At 60.3% G+C, this 7,642-nt stretch carries 10 protein-coding genes; 8 read left to right on the top strand and 2 right to left on the bottom strand.

What is annotated here, in order from left to right; all coding sequences use genetic code 11:
• The 8 genes from Q0L62_RS12720 to Q0L62_RS12755 form a co-directional block, all read left to right on the top strand.
• Window positions 1-339, top strand: a 339-nt coding sequence (locus Q0L62_RS12720; RefSeq protein WP_296680430.1) for a glutamate--tRNA ligase family protein, incomplete at its 5' end; no start/stop codon positions are given.
• Window positions 336-566, top strand: a complete 231-nt coding sequence (locus Q0L62_RS12725) for an HIG1 domain-containing protein (RefSeq protein WP_296680433.1) — start codon at window positions 336-338, stop codon at window positions 564-566. The genes Q0L62_RS12720 and Q0L62_RS12725, both read left to right, overlap by 4 nt.
• A gap of 13 nt (window positions 567-579) precedes the next feature.
• Complete coding sequence (locus tag Q0L62_RS12730) at window positions 580-1,149, top strand: cob(I)yrinic acid a,c-diamide adenosyltransferase (RefSeq protein WP_296680435.1); 570 nt, start codon at window positions 580-582, stop codon at window positions 1,147-1,149.
• Between the two features lie 59 nt (window positions 1,150-1,208).
• On the top strand, window positions 1,209-2,078 hold the full coding sequence (locus Q0L62_RS12735) for a 3-hydroxybutyryl-CoA dehydrogenase (protein WP_296680438.1): 870 nt from the start codon (window positions 1,209-1,211) through the stop codon (window positions 2,076-2,078).
• Window positions 2,079-2,138: 60 nt separating this feature from the next.
• Entirely contained in the window at window positions 2,139-2,882 is a 744-nt protein-coding gene (locus tag Q0L62_RS12740) for a methyltransferase domain-containing protein (RefSeq protein ID WP_296680441.1), read from the top strand.
• Between the two features lie 4 nt (window positions 2,883-2,886).
• On the top strand, window positions 2,887-3,909 hold the full coding sequence (locus Q0L62_RS12745) for a hypothetical protein (RefSeq protein ID WP_296680444.1): 1,023 nt from the start codon (window positions 2,887-2,889) through the stop codon (window positions 3,907-3,909).
• 73 nt (window positions 3,910-3,982) lie between these two features.
• The gene (locus Q0L62_RS12750; protein WP_296680445.1) at window positions 3,983-4,420 is read left to right on the top strand and encodes a hypothetical protein; all 438 of its coding nucleotides are present in this window, start codon (window positions 3,983-3,985) and stop codon (window positions 4,418-4,420) included.
• On the top strand, window positions 4,417-5,961 hold the full coding sequence (locus Q0L62_RS12755) for a hypothetical protein (protein WP_296680448.1): 1,545 nt from the start codon (window positions 4,417-4,419) through the stop codon (window positions 5,959-5,961). Before Q0L62_RS12750 ends, Q0L62_RS12755 begins: the two co-directional genes overlap by 4 nt.
• Here the strand turns inward: Q0L62_RS12755 and Q0L62_RS12760 are convergent.
• Window positions 5,952-7,286: a hypothetical protein gene (locus Q0L62_RS12760; protein ID WP_296680450.1), complete on the bottom strand. Its 1,335-nt coding sequence runs from the start codon at window positions 7,284-7,286 to the stop codon at window positions 5,952-5,954. The two genes, Q0L62_RS12755 and Q0L62_RS12760, sit on opposite strands and share 10 nt — an antisense overlap.
• On the bottom strand, window positions 7,283-7,642 hold a 360-nt coding region (locus tag Q0L62_RS12765), incomplete at its 5' end, for a hypothetical protein (RefSeq protein WP_296680453.1). The genes Q0L62_RS12765 and Q0L62_RS12760, both read right to left, overlap by 4 nt.

Here is a 7,642-nt window from a genome sequence, read left to right on the forward strand (position 1 = left end):
CTGGTGCGCAAGGAAGCCCCGGCCAGCTACCACCTGGCCGCCACCCTGGACGACGCCGCAGGGGGTGTGACCCTGGTCACGCGCGGCCGTGACCTGTACCAAGCGACACATATCCACCGCTTGCTCCAGGCCCTACTCGGCTTGCCGGTGCCCAGCTGGCATCACCATGATTTGCTGGTGGAAAGCGACGGGCGAAAGCTCGCAAAACGGCGCCAATCCCCGTCGCTCGCCGACCACCGCCTGGCTGGTGAGGATGGCGCGGCACTGGCTGCGTCCTTGCGCGAAGGACGCTTCCCCGCTGGCGTTTCGCTGGGCGAGGGGCTACTGGAGATGCCATGACGATTTTTCTGACACTGATCCTGCTCGCCCTGATGGCGGGTGCCGTTTACAGCCTGGTAAAGGGCATCATCGCCTTCATGCAAAGCACCAAGGATGACCTCAACCGAGGGGAAGCGGCAGGCCCATCACCCAATCAGTTACGCCAGAACAAGGCGATGATGCAGCGCATCCTGTTCCAGGGCGCAGCGATTATGGTGGTTGCCATCCTGCTGTTTGCCAACCGCTAAGGCAGCGGCACACGTGGTCAAGCTCAACAAGATCTACACCCGCACTGGCGATGATGGCACGACCGGCCTGGTCGATGGTTCGCGTTGCCCCAAGCACGCGGCGCGTATGGAAGCCATCGGCGCGGTTGACGAGGCGAATAGCGCGCTGGGCCTTGCGATCGCGGCGTTGCAGGGCGGGGATCACGCGACGGACCTGACACGGGTGCAGAACGACCTGTTCGATTTGGGTGCCGATCTGGCGACTCCCGGAACCGATTTTGCACCTTCGGAGATGGTGCTGCGCATCGTGTCCTCGCAGGCTGCCTGGATCGAAGAGCGGATTGATGCCGCCAACGATCGCTTATCGCCGCTCACCAGTTTCATCCTGCCGGGTGGCACCGAAGCAGCATCGCGCCTGCATGTGGCACGCGCTTCGGTGCGCCGGGCTGAGCGCGCGATGACTGCGCTGGCGGCCGCAGAGCCGGTCAACCCCGCTGCGCTTGCTTATGTTAACCGGCTGTCTGACTACCTGTTTGTGCTGTGCCGCGCGGTCAATGCTGCAGCGGGTGGCGATGTGCTGTGGGTGCCCGGGCAAAACCGCTAGCCAGCGCGGCACTGGCCCGCTAACGAGCCGCCCTTGCTGCACATGCGAAGGATAGGGCAATGCGGACGGTTGGCGTTATCGGGGCGGGTCAGATGGGCTCGGGGATCAGCCAGGCAGTGGCCCAGGCCGGCATTCGCGTTCTTCTTTGTGATGTCGACATTGCCTTGGCTGAAAAGGCGAAGGCCGGCATCGACAAAGCGCTCGCCCGGCTGGTGGGGCGTGACAAGTTGACGCCGGGTGAAGCGGAAACTGCGCTAGCCCGAATTACGCCGGTGGCCGATTATGTACCTATGGCCGATGCAGATTTGATCATCGAAGCCGCGACCGAGCGCGAGGAAATAAAGCGCAAGATCTTTGAAGCGGTAGGCAAGGTGTTGCGCGACGACGCTATTTTGGCCTCCAACACCAGCTCTATTCCGATTACACGCATGGCAACCAGTTCGCCTGATCCCAAGCGGTTCATCGGCTTGCATTTCTTCAATCCGGTTCCGGTTATGGGCCTGATCGAGGTGATCCCCGGCCTTGCCACCAGCGCCGATACTGTCGCGCGCACCCGCGCCTTTGCAGAGATGCTGGGCAAGCAGGTGGTCCAGGCCGAAGATGAGCCCGGATTTGTCGTCAACCGCATCCTGCTGCCGATGATTAACGAAGCAGTGTTTGTACTGGGCCAGGGAACTGCCAGCATCGCCGATATCGACAAGGGCTGCCGCCTGGGCCTGAACCATCCGATGGGGCCGCTTGAACTGGCTGATTTCGTTGGACTCGACACCTGCCTCGACATTGTCCGGGTGCTCTACAATACCACCGGCGACAGCAAATACCGTCCCGCGCCGTTGCTGGTGAAATATGTCGAAGCCGGCTGGCTTGGCCGCAAGAGCGGGCGCGGTTTCTATGATTATACAGGCGAGGCTCCCGTCCCGACGCGGTGACAGTTTGATCCGCCGACCGGATGGGCTAGGGCGCTGTACGGCATCGAGGAAACGCCTGGTATGTACCCCGCACAATGGCATCAGGTTTACGGGGACAAGACGGGCACTTCCGCGCGCGCCATACTGCCGCCGATAATTGATATTTTTGGGGCGCATTCTCTGGTTGAGGTCGGCTGCGGCAATGCCCACTGGACCCAGTCCGGATTAGATGCCGGCATCACGGACTATGCCGTGGTCGACGGGCCGTGGAATGACCGTCGTCACCTGCTGGTCGACGCCGCCCGGTTTCATGAGGCCGACCTGTCCCACCCGCTTGACCTGGGCCGGCGGTTCGACCTAGCCGTTTGCCTTGAGGTAGCTGAGCACGTACCGGCATCAAGCGCCGAGGTGCTGGTCCGGTCATTGTGCGACTTGTCGGACGTAATCGTTTTCGGTGCAGCCATTCCGTTTCAAGGGGGTTTTGGCCACATCAACGAGCAATGGCCGTCATGGTGGCGCGCCCTGTTCGCCGCGGCTGGCTATCGGCCCTATGACCTGATCCGGCTTCGCCATTGGGAGAACCGCGAGATCCACTATTGGTATCGCCAGAACGCCTTTGTCTATGTGCGCGAAACCAACGCCGCGCAAAGGATCGCCGCAGAAAGGGCATCAGGAGGTGCGTCATTCCTGCCGTTCGATGCAGTGCACCCTGAAAAGTTCGCTGAAATCGCGTCTTATGAAGGAATTGCCCTGAAACGGCTGATTGCCGCCTTGCCGAGCTGGCTTGGAAAGCGGCTGCGCGCGAAACTGGGCGGTATGCACTAGCAGCATGGATGCCAGTACCGCCATCTGCACGTGGTTTGTTGCCGACGATGCCGGATCCGCAACACATTTTCCGCAGGTTTCGGCGATGTCTGACGCGCCCAAAACCCAAGCTGTGTACTGGCGGTGCGTCGTTGGTTTCTTTGCCAGCAGCCTTGCTGTCAACCCGAACGCCCGGCACCTGCTTTTCACCAATGTTCCGGTTCCTGAGATCGACGGGCTGGACATCGCGCGGTGGCTGTCCCGAAACGGCATAGAAACCGTCGTCCGGCCGATCACTTACCGTCTGCCCCCCGGGTCGGTCAAAAATTGGGGCAACCAGTTCTACGTATTCGACATCCTGGATCATCTGTCCGAACATAGGGAAATACATCGCGCTGTCGTCTTGGACTGTGATTGCGTGTGGCTCCGTCCTGCTGACGGCATGGTTTCGCAAATCGATCAGCACGGAGCGCTGACCTACACGATGCACGAAGAGGACTATGCCAGGGATGAGGTTATCAACGGCCTGACCCGAGGACAGATGGCGCGATTTCTTGAGCAGAATGGCGGCCCGTCCTTGGACGCGATCCCCTACTTTGGCGGCGAAATCTACGCAGCGCGCAGCGACGTGACCCGGCGCATTGCGCAGCGCGCCCGCGCGCTTTGGCCAGCCGTGCGGTCACAAGGAGAAGACGCGCCGCGGGAAGAAGCGCACCTGTTGTCAGTGCTTTACGCATTTGAAGGGATCGCACCCGATACGGCGGCGCCTTTTATTCGCCGGATGTGGACGACCTTTAAGTTCAACGATCTGGCGTCTGCCGATGCCGATCTGACGATCTGGCACCTTCCTGCTGAGAAGAAGACAGGGTTTGCAGATTTGTTTGCACGCATCGCAGCAGCGGCAGAACTCACCCCCAGCACCAGTCCGGTACAATTAGGATTGACGTTGGAAAATTACGCCCGCGACATGGGCTGGCCGCAACGGCGACCGGCCAAGCTAATTCGTGATCTGACCCTCAAAATTGCAGAAAAGTTCCCGGGGAGATAAACGAACCAAATCGTTTTCCTACAATGTACCATATGGGTTAGCTGATCGACCTCCCTGCATAACCGGAGTCGTCATGCCCAATTCACCCATTCAATCGCCCGCAAACTTTGTGCCCAGTCGCGCGGCAGCCTATTCCGACGTCGATGGCACCGCCTTGCTGGTCAGTGCCAGCAATCCGCTGCCCGTAACCCTGTCCGCAACGACCGGCACAGCAACGCCCAGCCCACTTACCGGGACCAGCGCCGTCAGCGGCGTTCTCGGCCCCTATCAGCCAGCGGTCGGCAAGCCGGTCATCCTGGTCCTGTCCGGTACCTGGACCGGCACGGTCAAGGTTACCCGTTCCACCGACGGCGGTACCACGAAGACACCATTGACAGTTGCAGGGACAGCCTGGGCTCAGTTCACCAGCAGTTGCTGCGAAGCTGTCTGGGAAGAGTCCGACAGCAACGCCCGGCTTTATCTCGACGTAACGCTCACGTCGGGCACTCTTGCTTACAGGATGGCCCAATGAGCGCGGACTTCACAGCACGCGGACTAGCCCGCCAGACCAGCCAGCGCCTCGCTTCCACTGCAGTTGGTGAAGGCGCAGCCCTGATCGGCTTTCGTAATCCGGTGGCTGGCGCCTTTGGCCGCAGCGCAGCGGACAAACTGGCCGACTGGGTCACTCCAGCCGATTTCGGCCCAGTGGGCACCGGTGATGATACCGCCGCATTTGCCGCCGCCCTGCAATCGGGCAAGGCCGTTTACGTGCCGCCTCTAACCCCGGTTGCTGGCAACAAGCCGCAAGTACCTTACATGGTCTCGCAGCTGGTAATTCCCAACGGAGCCATGCTTGTGGGTCAGTTTGGCGCTAGCTACATCAAGCAGATTGCAGGCGCGAACCGCGATCTGGTAGTTCTGGCCAACCAGAATGTCAGCAACTTCGCGATCGACGGCCTGATGCTCGACGGGAACTCTGCAAACAATACCAGTGGCTGCGGTGTCAATCTGATCGGCAACACGCTTTCGGTCGCAAACTACAACCCGCAAAGCCATCCTGATCCTTACTGCTACATCGGCAACCTGTTCATCTTCAACACCGCAGGAGATGGATTTCGTGTTGCCGGCGCGGCGACTGATGGACAAGCGTGGCGCGCTGGCGGCACGGTAATCGAAAACGTGCGAACCCTGGCCAGCAGGGGCCGCGGCGCCTATTTGAGTCTCGTCGATACCTATATCAGTTCTCTAGACTGCGGCGACTGCGGCAGACAGGCGGTGGTTTTCTCGCCCAACTGCGGATCGCTGACGGTACGCGGAGTCAAAGGCTGGTATTCTGGCCAGATAGACAAGACCCAAGGCGAATGCATTGTACTCGCAGGGTTTGGAAACTCTTTCGATCAGATCTTTGCCCAGAACAACATCCCTGGCCATGGCATTGTCTTTGATAATTTCGTCTTGAGTCAGGCGCTCTCGCTGCGGGTGCAGGGTGCTGGCAATGTCGCCGGGTTTGGCGCCACTCCGGCCTATATTTCGATCCGGGATACCTGCAACAGTTTTCGTGTCGAAGGCGTTTGCACCCAAATCGGCGGTGCTCCCGCCGGAGCTATCAACCTGATTGAGTTTGCCAATACCAGCGCGTCGGTCAGTGCAAAGTTCGACATCAACCTGACGAGCGAAGGCAGCTATACTGCGATGCTCGCGGGTGAGACCCAGTTTCCGGTCCTTGGCGGTAGCGTTTTACAAAGTATTGTTATCAACGGCCAACAGCAACTTGGCCGGGCGGTCGCACCGGTCTGGCCGGCAGCGCAGAATCCATCGTCAGGCTGGGCCGAATACTGCGATGCGTCGATGGCCAACGCGCTGGTCTTGCGCAGCTCAACCGGGGTAGTAGTTCCACTGACCCCAGTCGCCTACACGATCGCCACCCTTCCCGCGGCTTCGGCGGCGCAAAAGGGCGCACGCGCTTATGTCACAAATGGGGCGGCCGCCCCCGCCTTGGGCTCGGTACCTTCAACTGCCGGCACGACCTATTGCCCGGTCTATTGCGACGGCGCCGCCTGGCGTTACGGCTGATGCGAAATGTCGGGGTCGGCGATCGCGCCGGCTCCGACTGCATTCTCGGCCGGGCACGCCTGGCTTTGGCGGCCACGCCACATTGCCGCGATGAAAAATCCGCCTACCACTGACAGTTGCACCGCCCATGCCGCCGCGCGCAGCATGCTAGCGCCCGCCGCGTCTGCGCCCAGACTGCCTGCCCATATCGCTACCACGGTAACCAAGCCGGCAGCGATGTTACCGGACGCATCGGGCCGCGCATCAAGCGTGGTCTGGAAAAAGATGGAAAAGGGCGCCTTGATGAAAGCAAATACGCCCGCCACGACGCTGGCCATGACGACCGGAACACTTAACGCATAACTGTTCGGGAACAGGGCCAAAACCGGCATGCGGATCAGCCAGAACATCGCAAGTCCGCATGCGCAACAAACCGCTGCGAAAGCTGCAAGCGCCAGCACCCGGCGCATTTGCCCTCGACCTGCTGGAGCTAGCCGGATTTCGCGAACAAGCACCGGCGCGACAAGCGCGGGCAGAAAAATGACGATGTTGGTGAATTGCAATCCGACAGCGTAGGACGCGTTTTCGGCGGGACCGCCGGCGGCGATAAGCGACTTCTGGATCAACCACATCGCGTATTGAAACACCCCGCCACAAAGCAAAGTCACGCCAGCATACTTCAGCAATAACGCAGTCCAGCGCTGCCGGTTTCGGCTTAGCACCTTTATAACCTGTGCGCCGCGCAGGTTGACGCCGCTGCGCAGCGCACATCCTGCAAAAAGGATGGCACCCACCGCGTAAGCCAGCGTGGGGACCAGCAGGACACGCGCCACACTTCCCAGGTCGATGGTGAGTATAAGTGTCAGTTGCACAATACCGACGACGAGCGCGCCTGCCGCAACCAGCAAATGATTTCCCCGCGCAAACAGCACAGCCTGAAAAACGAGCTGGACAGTGTTGACTGCGATGAACACGCAAAACAGCAGCCAGCCGCTATCAGAACCGAACGGATCGGTTCCGCCCACCCAAAGGGTCATGCCGGAAACTGCCAGAGCCAAAGCGGTGCCAATAACGCAAAATAGAAGTGACAAGGTGTTTTCCATCCCGCGCCAGCGCACGCGGTCGTGGGCCAGTTCCACGTTCAGGATCGAAGGAATGGTCAGCAGTCCGATCAGCAGGCCCAGGTTCGCTGCCGTTTGGGCATAGGCAAACAGGCCAAAGTCCGCGGCTGCCGCGCGCTTGGCAAGCGCAAGTAGCGCAGCGATCTGCAAGAGACGTCCCGCTACCGACATTGTGATGAACGGCACGCCCTCGCCAACAAGGCGCGCCCGCAGCTGCCGCGTCATTGCCGCACGCTAGCGAGCATCGCATATTCGGCGCGCGAAGGCAGACTGGCCGTTGTCAGGAAGAACAGCAGAAAGCCCGGATACATTTGCTGCAGAATGCCTTCAGACGTCGAAAAAACCACGGTAGCGACAGCGATGGCAAGGTTGATGCAAATCAGGTTGGAAACCCGGCGATAAGTCTCAGCCGAGACGCGCCCTCGCACAGTGCTGATCATCGCGAATTGGGACAGGAGCGTCCACAGCGCGGTGGCCACCATTGCTGCAAAGCAGATCGCGGAAATCAGCCCGGTTTTTGCCATATAATTGAGCAAGGCTGTGTGAAAGTAGTTGGGATAATCGATCAGGCGGCTGTTGGC

Origin of the sequence: Novosphingobium sp., assembly GCF_024642085.1 — a bacterium.
Taxonomy (GTDB): domain Bacteria; phylum Pseudomonadota; class Alphaproteobacteria; order Sphingomonadales; family Sphingomonadaceae; genus Novosphingobium.